Source organism: Microbacterium testaceum StLB037 (assembly GCF_900104345.1).
Classification (GTDB): Bacteria; Actinomycetota; Actinomycetes; order Actinomycetales; family Microbacteriaceae; genus Microbacterium; species Microbacterium testaceum_A.
In genome coordinates, this window is sequence record NZ_FNJN01000007.1 from 199,866 (window position 1) to 217,216 (window position 17,351).

The following is a 17,351-nucleotide window of genomic DNA, read 5'->3' on the forward strand; positions in this document are numbered from 1 at the left end:
GGTGGTCGGTCGGTGGCGAGCAGAGCGGCGGATGCCGAGCCCCCGGCGCGCCGGATGCACTCCACCCGTCCGCTCCCGCCGCCCGCTCATCCGGCTCAGATCCAGGTCGGCAGCCAGTTGTGCAGGCGCCAGAACTCGTACGGGACGGGAAGACCCGCCCACACCGGGTACCAGAACGCCGAGATGACGAGGCAGAGTCCCAGGAACACCAGCACGAGGACCTGCCCGCTCGCTCTCGAGGCGTCCTTCATTCCGCGGGCGACATCGCGCAGCGCGAAGGCGAGGGCGAGCACGAGGAACGGCAGCATCGCCACCGTGTAGAACTGGAAGATCGTGCGCTCGGGGTAGAGCAGCCACGGCACGTAGGTGGCGGCGAGCCCGGTCAGCACGAGAGCGAAGCGCCCGTCGCGGACGACGACGAATCGTACGAGCAGGTAGAGGGATGCCGCGACCCCGGCCCACCAGATGATCGGGTTCGCGATGCTCGAGATGGCCTCGGTGCACCCCGTCGGCAGGGCGCACCCGTTGACCCCGGTCTGGTCCTGGTGCCAGTACATCGAGGTGGGGCGGATGAGCAGCGGCCACTGCCAGGCGGGGCTCGCGTAGCTGTGCGGGGTGACGAGTCCGACGTGGAAGTTGTACATCTCCTGGTGGTACGCCCACAGCTGTCGAAGCGGCTCGGGGATCCACCCCCAGATACCCGTCGCGGCGACCGGGGTGCCGCGCATCCACCCGCCGGTGGTGAACAGCCAACCCGACCAGCTCGCCACGTACACGACGACCGCGACCGGTACGAGCAGCACGAACGATGCGAGCCCCTGGCGGACGGCATCCATCGGCCATTGATCGATCCCCGCGCGGCGACGGGCGAGCGCGTCGGTGATCACGGCGTACAGGCCGACGGCGGCCAGCACGTACAGCCCCGACCACTTCACGGCGGTGGCGGCTCCGGCGGCGGCTCCCGCGGCGACCAACCACGGACGGTTCCACAGCACGGGGCCCCAGGTGTGCCGTTCGCCCGGGAGGGCCGCGATCGCGGCCCGCAGGCGGTCGGCGGTGCGGCGGTGGTCGAGCGCGACGAACCAGAAAGTCAGCACGACGAAGAACGTCAAGAAGATGTCGAGCAGCGAGATGCGGCTCAGGACGATGCCGAGGCCGTCGATCGCGATCAGACCGGATGCCACGGTCGCGAACGGGATCGAGCGGGTGAGCGTGTGCGCGAGCAGGTACACCAGCAGCACGGTCGCGGTGCCGAAGACCGCGGCCGAGATGCGCCAACCGGTCGCGGAGTCCGGGCCCAGCAGCGCCATGCCCGCGCCGATGAGGATGCGCCCGAGCGGGGGGTGCACGACGTAGCTGCCGATGCCGGTGAAGACGTCGGTGTCACCCGCGACGAAGCTGGCGTCGGCGCCGTCGGGCCAGGTGGAGGGGTAACCGAGCACCCACTGGCTCCACGAGTCCTTCACGTAGTAGGTCTCATCGAACACCAGCTGGTGCGGGTTGCCGAGGTCGATCAGCCGCAGCACCGCCGCGACGACGGTGACGAGCAGGGGAGCGAGCCAGCGCCACAGGCGGGATCCGCGGGGGCTCGCGAGCAGGGCGTCGCGCCACCGGTCGATGCGCGTCTGCTCGACGACGGGGAGCAGCGGAGGGACGGCGGTGGTCACGGGCCCCAGCCTAAGGTGGAACGGTGATCATCCTCGCGGCGACCCCCATCGGCAACCTGGGCGACGCCTCGAAGCGTCTGATCGAGGCGCTCGAGAACGCCACGGTCGTCGCGGCCGAAGACACCCGCACCACGCAGCGCCTGCTCGCCGGCCTCGGGGTCGAGAACCGCCCGCGCCTGATCGCCCTGCACGACCACAACGAGAAGGAGCGCGCGGCCGAGCTCGTCGAACTCGCGCGCGAAGACGACCTGCTCGTGCTGAGCGACGCGGGAATGCCCACCGTCAGCGACCCGGGCTTCGGGCTCGTCGCGGCTGCGGCCGCCGCCGGCGTGACCGTCACGGCCATCCCCGGGCCGAGCGCCGTCGTCACCGCGCTCGCGGTCGCCGGGCTCCCCACCGACCGCTTCGCCTTCGAGGGCTTCCCGCGTCGCAAGCCGGGGGAGCGCCGCAAGGCCTTCGCGCAGCTCGCCTCGGAGGAGCGGACCCTCGTCTTCTTCGAGTCGCCCTCGCGCCTGGCATCCACTCTCGAAGATCTCGCGAGCGCGTTCGGCGCCGATCGTCCCGCCGCCGTCTGCCGCGAGCTCACGAAGCTGTACGAAGAGGTCAAGCGCGGCACCCTGGCCGAGCTCGCCGCGTGGGCGGCCGAGGGCGTGCGTGGGGAGATCGCGATCGTCGTCGGCGGCGCCTCGGCGCGCGAGGTGGCGTTCCCGGATGCCGTGACCCAGGTGCTCGAGCTCGTGCGCGGCGGCACGCGGCTCAAAGAGGCCGCCGCCGAGGTGGCGTCGCAGACGGGTCACTCGTCGCGCGAGCTGTACCAGGCCGCGCTCGCCGTGAAGCGCTGAGCGTCTCCGCGCGTCTTCGCGTGAGGGGTCGATATGTGTCGCCTGGCGCGCTTCTCGGCGACACCAACTGACCCCTCACGCGCGAGGAGCGCCGGCGGGCCCGTCACACGGTCGGCCGTGTCGAAGGCTCCCCGTAGAATCTCCAGGTGACTTCCGGCCGATCCTTCTACATCACGACGCCGATCTACTACCCCAGCGATCTGCCCCACATCGGGCACGGGTACACGACCGTCGCCGTCGACACGCTCGCCCGCTGGCATCGCCAGGCGGGGGACGACACCTGGATGCTGACCGGCACCGACGAGCACGGGCAGAAGATGCTCCGCGCCGCCGCCGCCAACGGCGTCACCCCGCAGGAGTGGGTCGACAAGCTCGTCACCGAGTCGTGGTTCCCGCTGCTCGAGACGCTCGACGTCGCCAACGACGACTTCATCCGCACCACGCAGCCCCGCCACGAAGAGCGGGTGCAGCAGTTCGTGAAGGCGCTTTTCGACCGCGGCTACATCTACGCGGGCGAGTACGAGGCGCTGTACTGCGTCGGCTGCGAGGAGTTCAAGCCCGAGGCCGAGATCGTCGACGGAACCGGCCCCTTCGAGGGCCTCAAGGTCTGCGCGATCCACTCCAAGCCCCTCGAGCTGCTGCAGGAGAAGAACTACTTCTTCAAGCTCAGCGAGTTCCAGGACCGGCTGCTCGAGCTGTACAAGACGGAGCCCGACTTCGTGCGCCCCGAGTCCGCGCGCAACGAGGTCGTGTCGTTCGTTCGTAGCGGTCTGAAGGACCTCTCGATCTCGCGTTCGGCGTTCGACTGGGGCATCACGGTTCCGTGGGACCCCTCGCACGTCATCTACGTGTGGGTCGACGCCCTGCTCAACTACGCCACCGCCGTGGGCTACGGCACCGACCCCGCCGAGTTCGAGCGTCGCTGGCCGGCGTTCCACGTGGTCGGCAAAGACATCCTGCGGTTCCACGCCGTGATCTGGCCGGCCATGCTGATGGCCGCGGGCCTCGACGTGCCGCGCGGCGTCTTCGCGCACGGATGGCTGCTCGTCGGCGGCGAGAAGATGTCGAAGTCGAAGCTCACCGGCATCGCGCCCACCGAGATCACCGACGTCTTCGGCTCCGACGCGTACCGGTTCTACTTCCTCTCGGCGATCGCGTTCGGCCAGGACGGTTCGTTCTCGTGGGAAGACCTGTCGGCCCGCTACCAGGCCGAGCTCGCCAACGGCTTCGGCAACCTGGCCTCGCGCACGGTCGCGATGATCTCGAAGTACTTCGAGGGCGTCGTGCCGGCGCCGGCCGCGTACACCGACAGCGACCTGACCATCCAGAAGATCGTGGCGGATGCCGCGACCACCGCCGACGCGGCCATCGAGCGATTCCGCACCGACGAGGCGATCGCCGCGATCTGGACGATCGTCGACGCGCTGAACGGCTACATCACCGAGAACGAGCCGTGGGCCCTGGCCAAGGACGTGTCGACGCGCGAGCGCCTGGGCACGGTGCTGTACACCGCGGCCGAGGGCCTGCGCGCCCTCGCGGTGCTGCTGTCGCCGATCATGCCCGAGTCGACGTCGAAGCTGTGGGTCGCGCTGGGCGCGGCCGACGGCCTCGGCGCTCTCGTCGCGCAGCCGATCCGCCAGGCGGGCGCCTGGGGCCTGCTGCCCGCGGGCGCCACGGTCACGTCGCTCACCCCGCTCTTCCCGCGCGTCGAGCAGGCGTGACGCAGGTGCCCTCCGAGTCGGCGGCGGCGGTCCCTGGGTCCGTCGAAGGATCCTCCGCAGCGGCCGCAGCCCCCGGCTCGACGCCGGTCGAGCGTCCCCGCGACACGATCGGCGACGGCGATCCGAGCCAGTACGTGCGCGAGCGTTCGGTCGACGGGCGTCGCGACGTCAGCTATCCGCCGGCGCCCGAGCCTCTCGGCATCCCGGTCTACGACAATCACACGCACCTCGAGATCGAAGACGGCGAGACCGGCCTCTCGTTGGACGAGCAGCTCGAGCGCGCTCTCGCGGTCGGCGTGCACGGGGTCGTGCAGGCGGGCGGCGACATCGACTCCTCGCGGTGGTCGGCGTGGGCCGCGCGCTCGCACCCGCGCGTGCTCGCAGCCGTGGCGATCCATCCGAACGAGGCTCCCGCGTACGAGCAGGCGGGGGAGTTGGATGCCGCGATCGCCGTCATCGACGAGCTCGCCGCCGAGCCGCGGGTGCGGGCCATCGGCGAGACGGGGCTCGACTTCTTCCGCACCGAGGCCGACGGCATCCCGGCCCAGATCCGCTCGTTCGAGGCGCACATCGCGCTCGCGAAGAAGCACGGGATCGCGATGCAGATCCACGACCGCGACGCCCACGACGCCGTGCTCGAGACCCTGCTGCGCGTCGGTGCTCCCGACAAGACGGTCTTCCACTGCTTCTCGGGCGACGCCGGCATGGCGCGCATCGCCGCCGACCGCGGCTATTACCTCTCGTTCGCCGGCAATGTCACGTTCAAGAACGCGCAGAACCTGCGCGACGCGCTCGCGGTGACGCCCCTCGACCGCATCCTCGTCGAGACCGACGCCCCGTTCCTGACACCCGTGCCGTACCGCGGCCGCCCCAACGCGCCGTACCTGATCCCGGTGACGCTCCGCTTCCTCGCGGCAGAGCTGGCGATGGATGCCGACGAGCTCGGCGCCCAGGTCGCCGCGAACACGCTGGAGGTCTACGGCGCGTTCGAGGACTGAGCGCGCGCGGATCTCCGTCGGGGTTTCGCCCTCGACGCCACCCTGAGAATGACGAAGGCCGGCACCCCGCGGGGCGCCGGCCTTCTGGCATCCGGGATCAGGCCTTGGCCTTGTCCTTCGGCTTGCGGACGAAAAGGGTCTCGGTCTGCTCGAGCTCCATGCCCTTGGTCTCGGGAATGCGCAGCAGCACGTAGACGAACGACAGCCCGGCGAACAGCGCGTACATACCGTAGGTGAGCGGGAGCGACCAGCTCGACATCGCCGGGAACGACACCGTGATGGCGAAGTTGGCGATCCACTGCGCGCCGGCGGCGACACCGAGCGCCTTGCCGCGGATGCGGCTCGGGAAGATCTCGCCGAGCAGCACCCATACGAGCGGGCCCCACGAGGCTCCGAAGCCGACGACGAAGACGTTCGCGGCGACGAGCGCGACGCTTCCCCACGGGGCGGGAAGCGAGACGTCCTGGCCGGAGCCGGTCGCGAACGCGAACGACAGGGCCATGGCTCCGAGCGAGACGGTCATGAGGATCGAGCCGGTCAGCAGAATGGGCTTCCGGCCGACGCGGTCGACCAGGAAGATCGCGACGAAGGTGACCACGACGTTGGTGATCGAGGTAATCACCGAGATCAGCAGCGAGTTGCTCTCGTCGAAGCCGACGGCCTTCCAGAGCGTCGTGGAGTAGTAGAAGATCACGTTGATGCCGACGAACTGCTGGAACATCGACAGCAGGATGCCGGTCCAGACGATGCCCTGAAGGCCCAGCACGGGTCCGCGCAGCGACACGTTCTTGTTCTTGCGATCGGCCTCGATCGTGTTCGACAGCTCGTTCATCGTCTTGTCGAGATCGGCCGGCGGAACGAGGCGCGCGAAGATCGCCTTCGCCTCGTCGCGCTTGCCCTTGGCGAGCAGGTAGCGCGGCGACTCGGGGACGGTGAACGACAGGATGCCGTAGACGGCGGCGGGGATCACGCCCACGAGGAACATCCAGCGCCAAGCCTCGAGGCCCAGCCACAGCTGGTTCGCCGCACCGCCGGCCGAGTTGGCGAGCAGGGCGTCCGACAGCAGCGCGCCGAAGATACCGAGGGTGATGGCCAACTGCTGCAGTGACGCGAGCGAGCCGCGGATCTGGCGGGGCGCGACCTCGGCGATGTACGCGGGAGCGACCACCGAGGCGATGCCGATGCCCAGGCCGCTCATCACGCGCCAGAGGATCAGGTCGGGCACGCTGAAGGTGAGGGCCGCACCGATCGACGACACGAAGAACAGCACCGCGCCGAGCAGCATGACCTTCAACCGGCCCCAGCGGTCCGAGAGGGCGCCGGCGATGATGGCTCCCACCGCGCAGCCCAGCAGGGCCACCGCGACGACGAAACCGGTGAGCACCTGCCCCAGCTCGAAGTTGCCGTCGACCGCGTCGACCGCGCCGTTGATGACGGAGGAGTCGAAGCCGAAGAGGAAACCGCCCACCGCGGCCGCGACCGAGAGGCCGATGGCTCGTCGCCCGTAGGGACTTCTGAGGGTGAAGGCGTTCGAGGGGATGGACTGCGTTTGACTCACCTCATCACGCTACTCCTGCGTATCCGACGCGGCGGGTACTGGCGGGATCGCTGACTACAGTGGAACAATGCCCGTTTCCCTGCTCGGTGCCGCCGAGATCCGTCGGCTCGCCGCCGACCTCGACGTCACTCCCACCAAGAAGCTCGGGCAGAACTTCGTCGTCGACGCCAACACCGTCCGCAAGATCGTGCAGGCGGCCCAGGTGACGGCATCCGATCGCGTCGTCGAGATCGGTCCGGGCCTCGGATCCCTCACTCTCGCGATCCTCGAGACGGGCGCCTCGGTCGTCGCCGTCGAGATCGACCACCGCCTCGCCGAGCGTCTTCCGGCCACGGCGGCCGCGCACGACGTTCCCGCCGATCGCCTCACGGTCATCGACGCCGATGCCCTGCGCGTCGACGAGCTCCCCGGTGAGCCGAGCGTGCTGGTCGCGAACCTGCCGTACAACGTGTCGGTGCCGGTCCTCCTGCACTTCCTCGAGACCTTCCCCTATCTGCAGCGCGGTGTCGTGATGGTGCAGGCCGAGGTGGGGGAGCGCCTGGCCGCCCCTCCCGGGTCGAAGGTCTACGGAGCCCCGAGCGTCAAGGCCGCCTGGTACGGCTCGTGGCGTCTGGCCGGCACGGTGTCGCGTCAGGTGTTCTGGCCCGTGCCCAACGTCGACAGCGTGCTGGTCGGTTTCGATCGGGATGCCGAGCCCCGGGGCACCGAGGAGCACCGGCTGCGCACCTTCCAGATCGTGGATGCCGCCTTCCAGCAGCGCCGCAAGATGCTCCGTCAGGCGTTGTCGGGCGTGCTCGGCGGCACCGCGGCCGAAGCCTCGGCGCGCCTCGAGGCGGCCGGGGTCGACCCGACCCTCCGCGGAGAGCAGCTCACGGTCGAGGATTACGCCCGCATCGCCGCGTCGTCCTGACGGTTCGGCTGATCGCGGCCGCCGTGCCGGGGCGCGGCAGGCGGCCCGCGTGTGCCCGACGGCGGGGCGTTCGGCGACTCGCCGTGCGGGCCGGCCGGTACGCGGCGTGTCGACGACGACGTCCGCGGTTGTGCTCAGCCCACTGCGCTGCGGCCGAGCCAGATCCGGCGCGGGGTGAATTCCCGCCGTGTTCATCACGCGTTCCCGAAACATGTCTGTAACATTTCGAGCCAACCGGGAGCATCACGCCGGTGACGAGGTCGTACCCGACGGCCCGAGAGGATCGAGATGCGTTACGCCGAGTACCCCCGAGCCGAACGTGTGCTGCTCCACCTGAGCGACACCCATCTCCGAGCCGGCGGTGCACCGCTCTACGACGACGTCGACTCCGAGGCCTACCTCGCCCGCGCGGTGGAGGCGATCGAGACGTCGGGAATCCGCCCCAACGCCCTCGTCTTCACCGGCGACCTCGCCGACTTCGGTGAGACCGACGCGTACGACCGCGTCCGCGCCCTCGTCGAGCCGCTCGCCGAGCGCCTGCGGACCCGCGTGGTGTGGGTGATGGGCAACCACGACGATCGAGCGGCTTTCCGGTCGCGGCTGCTTCCCGCCGACGACGCCGAGGCGACCGCCCCGGTCGATCGCGTCGACGAGTTCGACGGCCTGCGCATCGTGACCCTCGACACCTCGGTGCCCGGGTCGCACCACGGCGAGGTCACCGCCGCGCAGCGCGAGTGGCTCGCCGAGGTGCTCGCGACGCCGGCCCCGCTCGGCACGATCCTCGCGATGCACCACCCGCCCGTACCCAGCGTGCTCGACCTCGCAGCCTCCGTCGAGCTGCGCGACCAGCGGAGCCTCGCGGGGGTGCTGCGCGGCAGCGACGTGCGCGCGATCCTGGCCGGTCACCTGCACTACTCCACGTTCGCCACGTTCGCAGGAATCCCCGTGTCCGTGGCATCCGCCACCTGCTACACGCAGGACCTCATGGTCCCGGTCGGCGGGACGCGCCCTCAGGACGCGGCCCAGGGCTTCAACATCGTGCACGTCTACGACGACACGGTGGTGCACTCGGTCGTGCCCCTGGCCGCCAGCGCGGCCCTCCAGTACGTGGATGCCGAGGAGTCCCAGCGTCGATTGCGCGATGCCGGGATCGTCGTCCCGACTTCGCGGGCGTTCAGCGGACCGGTGTCGCCGCCGACGACGCCGCTGCCGATCCTTCGCTGACCGAGGTCTTCTCCCACGGGGCGGCGACCGGGAAGTAGCGCTCGAGGCACGCCCGGAGCGCGGGGACGCGCACCTCTTCGGGGATCTCGGGCACGCTGCCGTCGTTGAGGCAGAACATGTCGGTGTCGCGGCGCGAGACGAGACGCTCCATGGTGCGCAGCGAGTCGAGCTGCGTGGTCTGCACGTAGCGGGTGCGGGGCTCGGTCGTGATGATCGCGCGCCCGGTCGCCAGCGCGTAGTAGTGGTACAGGCTGTTCGTCACCGAGATGTCGGTGGCCGAACGGAACCGGCTCGCGGCGGTGCGGGCGTAGTCGTCGGCGAACTCCTTCTCGAGCTCGAACGCCACCGAGCGACGCAACGGGGTGGCGCAGTGCTCGAGGTCGAGCGTGATGACCCGGCCGAAGCGTTCCCTGAGCAGTGCGCGGTTCACGCGCAGGCCGTTGTCGTGGCCCGAGCGCTCGATGTGCGCCGGGCCGCTGCCGATGCGCACGCCGCTCTCGACGAACCGGCTGACCCCACCGCCGCTGAAGAACAGCTCGGGGGTGACGGGGCGGCCGAAGAACATGTCGTCGTTGCTGTACAGGAAGTGCTCGGCCAGCCCGGGGATGCGGTGCAGCTGCGCCTCGACTGCGTGGGAGTTGTGCGTGGGCAGCACCGAGGGATCGGCGAAGAACTCCTCGCTGCGCACGATCGTCACCTTGGGGTGGTCGGCGAGCCACTCGGGGGTGGGGGAGTCGGTCGCGATGAAGATGCGGCGCACCCACGGCGCGTACATGTGCACGCTGCGCAGCGCGTAACGCAGCTCGTCGACCTGGCGGTAGCGCGCGGCGTTGTCGTCGCCGTCGCCGACGACGTAGCCCTTCATGCGAGCGGCACGCTGGCGTTGGAACTCGCTCGACGAGCCGTCGACCCACGAGAAGACCATGTCGACGTCGGCCGTGAACTCGTTGGGGTGCGGGTCGAACATCCCCGAGACGGTCATCCACCGGCGCCCGTACCGCTCCACCTCGACGAGGTCGAGGTCGGCCGCGGCGAACTTGCGGCGGGTGAGGGCGCTCGGGCGCGGGGCTTCGATGGTCTTCTCGCCGAAGCGCCACAGCTCGAGTCGCGGAGCGAGAGAGGCACCGTAGCGGTACGACCCCTCGGTCGAGGTGCGCGGGCGGAACACCGCGTACGCCTGGACCGATCCGGGCGCGGGGTGCACGCTGTGCGCGGGTACGGGGTCCTCGCCGCGGGCCTTCAGGTACACCGGGCCCAGCTCGGGGTCGCGCAGAGCGGTGAGCGCCGCCTCGGCATCCGCCGTGTCGACGACGAGCTTGGGGCGACGGTTCGCGTCGCGCACGAGGAGCACCTTCACACCGGCCGCCTCGATCGCGGACGCCGCGGTGAGCAGGTCGTCGCGCTCGGCCATCGCGGGCGTCGACGAGTCGTCGACGACGTGCAGGATGCCGTCGTGCATGCGGATGTCGGACCGGGACAGCAGGGCGCGCCAGGGGTCGGTGTCGATCGACAGGGGGACCATCGGGCGCATTCTGCCTCCTCGGGGGTGGGTGCATGGGATCCGGTCACCGTATGGTTCCGGGGTTACGAAGACGTTTCGGCCTCAGCGCCGAACGACGGGGAGCGGAGCACTACTGTCGAAGAGTGACTCAGATCGCTCGCTCCGGCCCGGACCTCCCCGTACCGCCTTGCGAGCGACGGCGGGAAGCAGGCCGACGTTCCAGTTTCGCACACGGCGAGAGCCCCCGGCGCGCAGGACGGCGGTCGTCGCGATGAGTGCGCAGACTCCGGCATCCGTCCGCGTCCGCGCCCCCGGCAAGATCAACGTGTTCCTCGAGGTGGGTGACGTCCAGGACGACGGGTATCACGAGCTCGCCACGGCGTTCCAGGCGGTCTCGCTCTACGAAGAGATGGTCGCAACGCCCGCGGACGAGATCACGATCGACGTCTCGGCGCGCGGTCCGGTCGACATCGAGGGCGTCCCCACCGACGATCGCAACCTCGCCGTCCGCGCGGCTCGACTTCTGGCGCAGACCGCGGGCATCGACCGCGGTGCCCACCTCGCCGTCCGCAAGGCCGTTCCCGTCGCGGGCGGCATGGGCGGCGGTTCCGCCGACGCGGCCGCCGCACTGATCGCGTGCGATGCCCTCTGGGGACTCGGGATGCCGACGAGCGAGCTCGTCCGGTTGGCCGCTCGCCTCGGCGCCGACGTGCCTTTCGCCCTGCTCGGCGGAACCGCCGTCGGAACCGGTCGCGGCGATCAGCTGAGCCCGGCGCTCGCGCGCGGACGCTTCGACTGGGTGCTGGTGCCGAACGAGACGGGCATGTCGACCCCCGTCGTCTACGGCGAGCTCGACGCGCACCGTCGGCGCCACGCCGTCGACATCGGGCCCGCGCCCCGCGTTCCCGCGGTCGATCGCGACGTCCTGCACGCTCTGCGCCAGGGCGACGCCGGGATGCTCGCCGCAACCCTTCGCAACGACCTCCAGGCGCCGGCCCTGCACCTGCGTCCCGACCTCGCCCGCGTCCTCGAACGCGGAGAGAGCTCGGGAGCGCTGGCCGGGATCGTGTCGGGATCCGGCCCGACCCTCGCGTTCCTGGCCGCCGACGAATCCTCCGCGATCGACCTGCAGGTCACCCTCAGTGCCGCGGGCCTCGTCGCTCTGCACGTGCACGGGCCCGTGCCGGGTGCTCGTGTGGTCTGACCGCGCCGCACCATAGCCGAGGTCGACACACGGAGCAATGTTCGCTTTTCGTGCCGACCACCTGGTTAGCCTCAGTCGAGGTGGACCGCCACCGCTGGGTGCCGTGCCCGCGGGGTGCCACGAAGGGGGTTTCCCATGAAGGCAGTGCTCGACGGCGTCGTGATCGCCGAAGCAGACCGCGACGACCTGGCCTCGATCGAGGGGAACTGGTACTTCCCGCCGCAGTCCGTCCGCGAGGGCGCGCTGCACAAGAGCCCCACCCCGTACACCTGCCCCTGGAAGGGTGCCGCCCAGTATTGGAACGTCTCACTCGACGGTGCCGAGCTGACCGACGGCGCGTGGTCGTACCCCGACCTCTACCCGGGAGCCGTGGAACGAGTGGGCAAGGACTTCGCCGGATTCGTCGCGTTCGACCGGAAGGTCGTGGTCTCCGACTGAGGTCGGGTGAGCACATGATCGAGTTCTCGGCCGTCTCCAAGGTCTTCCCCGACGGCACCCGCGCCGTCGACGACTTCCACCTCGTCATCCCCTCGCGCAAGACCACGGTCTTCGTGGGCTCGTCCGGTTGCGGCAAGACGACCTTGTTGCGGATGATCAACCGCATGGTCGAGCCCTCGTCGGGCACGATTGCCATCGACGGTGCCGACATCGGCGGCAAGCCCGCGGTGCAGCTGCGTCGCAGCATCGGCTACGTCATGCAGAACTCGGGTCTGCTGCCGCACTTCACCGTGGCCGACAACATCTCGACCGTTCCCGTGCTCCAGGGCCAGAGCCGCAAGGCCGCCCGCACGCGTGCCCTCGAGCTCATGGCGACCGTCGGTCTCGACAGCGCCATGGCCGACCGCTATCCGAGCCAGCTCTCGGGCGGGCAGCAGCAGCGCGTGGGCGTGGCCCGTGGTCTCGCCGCCGACCCCAACATCCTGCTCATGGACGAGCCTTTCGGCGCGGTCGACCCGATCGTGCGCGACGAACTGCAGCAGGAGCTCATCCGGCTGCAGAGCGAGATCGGAAAGACCATCGTCTTCGTCACGCACGACATCGACGAAGCGTTCCTCCTCGGCGACCAGGTCGTCATCCTCGAGAAGGGCGCGAAGATCGCCCAGGTCGGCACGCCGAGCGAGATTGTCGAGAACCCCGCCAGCGACTTCGTCGCGAGTTTCATCGGAGCGGTGAAGGGAAAGCGCGCGCTGCACCTGAAGCAGACCCCGACCGGGACGGTCGTCGTCGATGCCGAGGGTCGCACGCAGGGGGCGCTCGTGGAGGATTCCCACCCGTGAACTGGGTAGGCAACAATCTCGACCTCATCGGGGAACTGACGCTGATCCACCTGCGTCAGAGCATCGTCGCGTTGATCGCGGGCTTCGTGCTGAGCGTTCCGCTCGGGTGGGTCGCGTGGCGCTATCGTCTCGTGCGCAGCGGCGTCATCACGATCACCGGGCTGCTGTACACGATCCCGTCGCTGGCCCTGCTGATCCTCGTGCCCGTCGTCACCGGCTGGTACAGCATCGTCAGCGAGACGAACCTCATCGTCGCCCTGGCCATCTACGCCGTCGCGATCCTCGTCCGCGCGGTCGCCGACGGACTCGACTCGGTGGATGCCGGGGTGCGTCAAGCCTCCACGGCCATCGGCTACGGCTCCTTCCGGCGCTTCTGGGCGGTCGAATTCCCCCTCGCCGGTCCCGTCGTGCTGGCGGGGCTCCGCGTCGCCTCGGCGAGCACCATCGCTCTGGCCACCGTCGGCATCCTCGTCGGCATCCAGAACATCGGCTACCTGTTCACGAACGGGCTTCAGCGGCGCATCATCCCCGAGGTCTTCGCGGGCGTCGTGGCGGTCGTCGTGCTCGCCCTCGTGATCGACCTGCTGCTGGTGATCGCGGGGCGCCTGCTCATGCCGTGGACGCGCGGGACGAAGACCGTCTCACGGCAGGCCAACCGGACGTTGGTGAAGGCATGAACCTCCTCGGCGACGCGATCGGGTGGATCTTCTCGGGCGATCCCGGTCGAGGTTTCGACGCCATCCCCGTCGCGATCGGCGTGCAGTTGCTCTACACGGTCGTCGCCGTGCTCATCGCCGGCGCGATCGCCGTCCCGCTGGGGTGGTACATCGGTCACACCGGCAAGGGACGCGAGACGGCCGTCGCGATCTCGGGCGCCGCTCGTGCCATCCCGTCGTTCGGTCTGCTCATTCTGCTGACGCTCCTTCTCGGTGTGCTGCACAAGCCGGAAGCGGCGATCATCTCGTTCGTGGTCCTCGCCATCCCGTCCCTCCTCGCCGGGGCCTACACCGGCTTCGAGGCGATCGACCGCCGCGTGATCGACGCGGGTCGATCGATGGGGATGACCGAGTCGCAGATCCTGTGGCGTATCGAGGTGCCCCTCGGGCTGCCGCTCCTCGTCGGGGGCATTCGCGCGGCGACCCTGCAGGTGCTCGCCACGGTGACGATCGCGGCGTACATCGGTCTCGGCGGGCTCGGCCAGTACATCATCGCCGCGATCCCCCTCCGCCGCTTCGACATCCTGATCGGCGGGGCGATCCTCGTCGCCGTCCTCGCGCTGGTCATCGACGGCCTCTTCGCCCTTCTCCAGCATCTGGTCGTCCCCCGTGGCATCCGTGCCGCGGGGTCCGCCCAGCCGCAGCCGCGCTCCGCTCGTCAGCGTCGCGCGGAAGCCCTCGCCGTCGGGGCGCCCACGGCGCCTCCGGCGACCCCTTGACCCACCCGATTCCCGAATCACCAGAAAAGAGAGCACCCATGTTCACAGCACGAACCAAGAAGGGCCTCGGCCTCGTCGCAGGCCTCGCGGTCGCCTCCCTCGCCTTCGCCGGTTGCAGCGGCGGATCGAGCGACCCCCTCAGCAACGGCGGCGGTGACGCCTCGGCGTCGTCCGACACGATCGTCGTCGGCTCGCAGGCCTACTATTCGAACGAGATCATCGCCGAGATCTACGCTCAGGCGCTCGAGGGCGCGGGCAAGACCGTGAAGCGTCAGTTCCAGATCGGTCAGCGCGATGCGTACATCCCGCTGCTCGAAGACGGCACCGTCTCGGTGTTCCCCGAGTACACCGGCAACCTGCTGCAGTTCTTCCAGAAGGACACCACCGCCCGCACGTCCGATGACGTCTACGCGGCTCTCCCGGCGGCTCTGCCCCAGGGTCTCGAGGTCCTCGACCAGTCGCAGGCCACCGACCAGGACTCGTACACCGTCACGAAGGCCTTCGCCGACGCCAACGGCCTCACCTCGATCGCCGACCTGTCGAAGGTGACCTCGGGCCTGACGCTCGGTGGCAACGCCGAGCTCGCCGAGCGTCCGTACGGGCCGGCCGGACTGCAGTCGACCTACGGGGTCAACGTCCAGTTCTCGCCCACGGGCGAGACCACGGTCGACGACCTCGTGGCGGGCACCATCCAGGTCGCCAACGTCTACACGGCCGATCCCCGCATCAAGACCGACAACCTGCTCACGCTGACCGACCCCAAGGGCCTGTTCCTGGCGTCGAACGTGGTGCCGGTCGTCAACTCGAACGTCGCCTCCGAGGTGTCGGATGTGCTCAACAAGGTCAGCGCCGCCCTCACCGAGGACGCGCTGGTCGCGATGAACGTCGAGTCCACGGTCGACCAGAAGTCGTCCGCCGACATCGCCAAGGAGTGGCTCTCGGCCAACGGCTTCTGAGTCTCTTCGTCGTGCGGGGTCGTCCGGGGTACCGGGCGGCCCCGCCGTCGTTTTCGCCCGCGAGACGGCACCCCGCTGACATGTCGGCATCAGATCGCGCCTGATTCGTCAGGAGGTTGCCGTCTCGGCGCAGGGAAACCCGCCCGAGCGCCTCGCACGGGGAGGGCCGGGTGGATGCCGGCACCCCGGCGCGCGCGATCGCCTCGGGCACCGCGTAGCCTGGGACGGATATGGCACATCTGCTCGGGGGCGAAGCCCTGCACCTGGAATACCCGACCAAGATCGTCTTCGACTCCGTCTCGCTCGGCGTGAACGAGGGCGATCGCATCGGGATCGTCGGCCGCAACGGTGACGGCAAGTCGAGTCTGCTCGGCATGCTCGCCGGTATCCGCGAGCCCGACGGCGGGCGCGTGACCGTGCGCGGCGGGGTGACCGTCGGCGTGCTCGACCAGCAGGACACCCTCGACGACGACGACACCATCGGCCACGCGGTGGTCGGCGATCGACCCGAGCACGAGTGGGCGGGCGACTCCCGTACGCGCGACGTGATCGCGGGCCTGCTCGGCGATCTGCCCTGGGACGCCCGTCTGGGGGACCTCTCAGGTGGTCAGCGGCGCCGTGTCGCGCTGGCCAAGCTCCTGTCGGGCGATTGGGACGTGCTGTTCCTCGACGAGCCCACCAACCACCTCGACGTCGAGGCGATCACGTGGCTCGCGGGTCACCTCAAGAAGCGGTGGGCGCCCTCGGCCGGCGGCCTGCTCGTCGTCACGCACGACCGGTGGTTCCTCGACGAGATCTGCACCGCGACGTGGGAGGTGCACGATCGGATCGTCGAGCCCTTCGAGGGCGGCTACGCGGCGTACATCCTGCAGCGCGTGGAGCGCGACCGGCAGGCGGCATCCATCGAACAACGCCGTCAGAACCTGGCCCGCAAGGAGCTCGCGTGGCTGCGCCGCGGGGCGCCGGCGCGCACGTCGAAGCCGAAGTTCCGCATCGACGCGGCGAACGAGCTCATCGCCGATGTGCCCGAGATCCGCGACAAGGTCGCCCTGCAGTCGCTCGCGGTCGCCCGCCTGGGCAAAGACGTCGTCGACCTGCTCGACGCGGGGGTCACCTTCGGCGACAAGACGGTTCTGAAGGACGTGGAGTGGCGGATCGCGCCGGGGGAGCGCACCGGCATCCTGGGCGTGAACGGTGCGGGCAAGTCCACGCTGCTCAGCCTGGTGACCGGCTCCCTCGAGCCCACCAGCGGCCGCGTCAAGCGCGGCAAGACGGTCAAGGTCGCCACCCTCACCCAGCGCCTCGACGAGCTCGACCAGCACCTGAACGACCCCGTGCGCGTGGTCATCGCCGGGTTGCGCACCACCTACGCGTTCGGCGCCGGCTCGAAGTCGCAGGAGCTCACCCCCGGGCAGTTGCTCGAGCGCCTCGGCTTCTCGAGCGCGCAGCTCTCGACGCCGGTGAAAGACCTCTCGGGTGGCCAGAAGCGGCGCCTGCAGCTGCTGCTGGTCATCCTCGATCAGCCGAACGTGCTGATCCTCGACGAGCCCACCAACGACCTCGACACCGACATGCTCGCGGCGATGGAAGACCTGCTCGACTCGTGGTCCGGCACCCTCATCGTCGTTTCGCACGATCGCTATTTCCTCGAGCGCGTCACCGACCAGCAGTACGCGATCCTCGATGCCAAGCTCCGTCATCTTCCCGGGGGCGTGGACGAGTACCTGCGTTTGAGGGCGCTGCAGGATGCCGAACCCTCACGGTCCGCGACGTCCTCCGGTGCCTCCGCGACCCCGGGCCTGCAGGGCGCCGAGCTCCGCGCCGCGCAGAAGGAGGCGTCCGCCGTCGAACGCCGTATCGAGAAGCTGCAGCAGCAGATCGACAAGGCGAAGGCGGCGTTGGCCGACCACGACCAGGCGGACTACGAGGGGCTCGGCAAAGAGATGCAGCGCATCTCGGCCCTCGAGGGCGAGCGCGACGAACTCGAGATGACCTGGTTCGAGCTCACCGAATCCATCGGCTGAGCCCTCGGGACGCCGCGACGGCGAACGGCCCGTC

General features: G+C 69.8%; 15 protein-coding genes. 12 read left to right on the plus strand and 3 right to left on the minus strand.

Going from position 1 to position 17,351, the window contains the following annotated elements; genetic code table 11:
* Positions 1 to 95: 95 nt before the first annotated feature.
* Positions 96 to 1,667 carry a dolichyl-phosphate-mannose--protein mannosyltransferase gene (locus tag BLS25_RS15120; protein ID WP_074696772.1) on the minus strand — a complete coding sequence of 524 codons (1,572 nt, stop codon included), beginning with the start codon at positions 1,665 to 1,667 and terminating at the stop codon, positions 96 to 98.
* A gap of 23 nt (positions 1,668 to 1,690) precedes the next feature.
* Between BLS25_RS15120 and rsmI the strand changes: the two genes are divergently transcribed.
* The 3 genes from rsmI to BLS25_RS15135 all read left to right on the plus strand — a co-directional run bounded on the left by rsmI (position 1,691) and on the right by BLS25_RS15135 (position 5,228).
* Positions 1,691 to 2,509 carry a 16S rRNA (cytidine(1402)-2'-O)-methyltransferase gene (gene rsmI, locus BLS25_RS15125; RefSeq protein WP_056228713.1) on the plus strand — a complete coding sequence of 273 codons (819 nt, stop codon included), beginning with the start codon at positions 1,691 to 1,693 and terminating at the stop codon, positions 2,507 to 2,509.
* A gap of 146 nt (positions 2,510 to 2,655) precedes the next feature.
* Entirely contained in the window at positions 2,656 to 4,230 is a 1,575-nt protein-coding gene (metG, locus tag BLS25_RS15130; RefSeq protein ID WP_056228710.1) for a methionine--tRNA ligase, read from the plus strand.
* Between the two features lie 107 nt (positions 4,231 to 4,337).
* Positions 4,338 to 5,228 (plus strand): TatD family hydrolase, encoded by an 891-nt coding sequence (locus tag BLS25_RS15135; protein WP_074696854.1) that lies wholly within the window; start codon positions 4,338 to 4,340, stop codon positions 5,226 to 5,228.
* Between the two features lie 97 nt (positions 5,229 to 5,325).
* Here the strand turns inward: BLS25_RS15135 and BLS25_RS15140 are convergent, their stop codons facing one another.
* A complete protein-coding gene (locus BLS25_RS15140) occupies positions 5,326 to 6,786 on the minus strand; it encodes a sugar porter family MFS transporter (RefSeq protein ID WP_056228707.1) in 1,461 nt (486 codons plus the stop codon).
* Between the two features lie 67 nt (positions 6,787 to 6,853).
* Between BLS25_RS15140 and rsmA the strand changes: the two genes are divergently transcribed.
* Positions 6,854 to 7,696 carry a 16S rRNA (adenine(1518)-N(6)/adenine(1519)-N(6))-dimethyltransferase RsmA gene (gene rsmA / locus BLS25_RS15145; RefSeq protein WP_056228703.1) on the plus strand — a complete coding sequence of 281 codons (843 nt, stop codon included), beginning with the start codon at positions 6,854 to 6,856 and terminating at the stop codon, positions 7,694 to 7,696.
* A 288-nt stretch (positions 7,697 to 7,984) separates the two neighbouring features.
* The gene (locus BLS25_RS15150; RefSeq protein ID WP_056228699.1) at positions 7,985 to 8,920 is read left to right on the plus strand and encodes a phosphodiesterase; all 936 of its coding nucleotides are present in this window, start codon (positions 7,985 to 7,987) and stop codon (positions 8,918 to 8,920) included.
* Here BLS25_RS15150 and BLS25_RS15155 read toward each other — a convergent pair.
* Complete coding sequence (locus BLS25_RS15155) at positions 8,871 to 10,451, minus strand: stealth family protein (protein WP_056228695.1); 1,581 nt, start codon at positions 10,449 to 10,451, stop codon at positions 8,871 to 8,873. The genes BLS25_RS15150 and BLS25_RS15155 overlap by 50 nt on opposite strands.
* 241 nt (positions 10,452 to 10,692) lie before the next feature.
* Between BLS25_RS15155 and BLS25_RS15160 the strand changes: the two genes are divergently transcribed.
* The 7 genes from BLS25_RS15160 (at position 10,693) to BLS25_RS15190 (ending at position 17,317) form a co-directional block, all read left to right on the plus strand.
* On the plus strand, positions 10,693 to 11,625 hold the full coding sequence (locus BLS25_RS15160) for a 4-(cytidine 5'-diphospho)-2-C-methyl-D-erythritol kinase (RefSeq protein WP_056228692.1): 933 nt from the start codon (positions 10,693 to 10,695) through the stop codon (positions 11,623 to 11,625).
* Between the two features lie 135 nt (positions 11,626 to 11,760).
* The gene (locus BLS25_RS15165) at positions 11,761 to 12,063 is read left to right on the plus strand and encodes a DUF427 domain-containing protein (RefSeq protein ID WP_056228689.1); all 303 of its coding nucleotides are present in this window, start codon (positions 11,761 to 11,763) and stop codon (positions 12,061 to 12,063) included.
* A gap of 14 nt (positions 12,064 to 12,077) precedes the next feature.
* Positions 12,078 to 12,902, plus strand: a complete 825-nt coding sequence (locus BLS25_RS15170) for an ABC transporter ATP-binding protein (protein WP_056228686.1) — start codon at positions 12,078 to 12,080, stop codon at positions 12,900 to 12,902.
* Positions 12,899 to 13,579: an ABC transporter permease gene (locus BLS25_RS15175; protein ID WP_056228682.1), complete on the plus strand. Its 681-nt coding sequence runs from the start codon at positions 12,899 to 12,901 to the stop codon at positions 13,577 to 13,579. Before BLS25_RS15170 ends, BLS25_RS15175 begins: the two co-directional genes overlap by 4 nt.
* A complete protein-coding gene (locus BLS25_RS15180) occupies positions 13,576 to 14,337 on the plus strand; it encodes an ABC transporter permease (RefSeq protein WP_056228679.1) in 762 nt (253 codons plus the stop codon). Before BLS25_RS15175 ends, BLS25_RS15180 begins: the two co-directional genes overlap by 4 nt.
* A gap of 38 nt (positions 14,338 to 14,375) precedes the next feature.
* Positions 14,376 to 15,293: an ABC transporter substrate-binding protein gene (locus BLS25_RS15185; protein ID WP_056228676.1), complete on the plus strand. Its 918-nt coding sequence runs from the start codon at positions 14,376 to 14,378 to the stop codon at positions 15,291 to 15,293.
* A 230-nt stretch (positions 15,294 to 15,523) separates the two neighbouring features.
* Entirely contained in the window at positions 15,524 to 17,317 is a 1,794-nt protein-coding gene (locus tag BLS25_RS15190) for an ABC-F family ATP-binding cassette domain-containing protein (protein ID WP_056228673.1), read from the plus strand.
* Positions 17,318 to 17,351 lie beyond the last annotated feature (34 nt).